General features: G+C 38.6%; 1 protein-coding gene and 1 pseudogene. Both read left to right on the forward strand.

What is annotated here, in order from left to right:
- The first annotated feature begins 145 nt into the window (after nt 1–145).
- Nucleotides 146–775 (forward strand): uracil phosphoribosyltransferase, encoded by a 630-nt coding sequence (gene upp, locus O3622_RS09985; protein WP_000515974.1) that lies wholly within the window; start codon nt 146–148, stop codon nt 773–775.
- A 173-nt stretch (nt 776–948) separates the two neighbouring features.
- Nucleotides 949–1,211 (forward strand): annotated as a pseudogene (gene clpP, locus O3622_RS09990) (ATP-dependent Clp protease proteolytic subunit ClpP); the annotation flags it as partial.

Below are 1,211 nucleotides of genomic sequence, written 5' to 3' on the forward strand. Positions count from 1 at the left end.
ACCCATTTACCATTAGAGACTGTTCAGACAGCTCTTCAAGAGGCAGATTTGATTTAAAAATTAATAAAAATAAATGGTTTAGAAAGCTTTTTAAACCGTTTTTTGATATAATAAGAAGAATAAATTGAAAGAAGGAACTCAGAAAATGGGAAAAATTGAAGTCATTAATCATCCACTCATTCAACACAAATTGTCAATCTTGCGACGTACAGATACTTCTACAAAAGCTTTTCGTGAGCTAGTAGATGAGATTGCGATGTTGATGGGATATGAAGTACTTCGTGATCTTCCACTTGAAGACGTGGAAATCGAAACACCTATCACAAAGACAGTTCAAAAACAATTGGCTGGGAAAAAATTGGCTATTGTCCCAATCTTGCGTGCAGGTATCGGGATGGTAGATGGCCTCTTGAGCTTGGTTCCAGCAGCCAAAGTTGGTCATATCGGTATGTACCGTGATGAAGAAACCCTTCAACCAGTTGAATATTTGGTGAAATTGCCTGAAGATATTGACCAACGTCAAATCTTTGTCGTTGATCCAATGTTGGCAACAGGTGGCTCAGCAATCTTGGCAGTAGATTCCCTTAAAAAACGTGGTGCTTCAAATATCAAGTTTGTCTGCCTAGTATCTGCTCCAGAAGGAGTGAAAGCCCTTCAAGAAGCACACCCAGATGTAGAAATTTTTACTGCGGCCTTGGATGAACGCTTGAACGAACACGGTTATATTGTTCCAGGTCTAGGAGATGCTGGAGACCGCTTGTTTGGTACTAAATAAAATTCCAAATTAAATATTGAAACTAGAAGTTCGTTTTTGACTTGAAAGGAGGTTGAGTTTTTGTTTCTGTTTAGAGAATAGAGCAAAAATTTGACCTTTTTTGACCAAAAAGATATAATAGTTCTGTATTGAGTCGTAAGACTAAGAAAATTCAACATTAAAAGGAGAAATGAATGATTCCTGTAGTTATTGAACAAACAAGCCGTGGAGAACGTTCCTATGATATTTACTCTCGTCTTCTGAAAGACCGCATCATCATGCTAACAGGTCCAGTTGAAGACAACATGGCCAACTCCGTTATCGCCCAATTACTCTTCTTGGATGCCCAAGACAGCACAAAAGATATTTACCTTTATGTCAATACACCTGGGGGCTCTGTTTCAGCTGGTTTGGCAATCGTTGATACAATGAACTTTATCAAGGCGGATGTCCAAAC

The organism is Streptococcus sp. 27098_8_51 (assembly GCF_041432205.1).
Taxonomy (GTDB): Bacteria; Bacillota; Bacilli; order Lactobacillales; family Streptococcaceae; genus Streptococcus.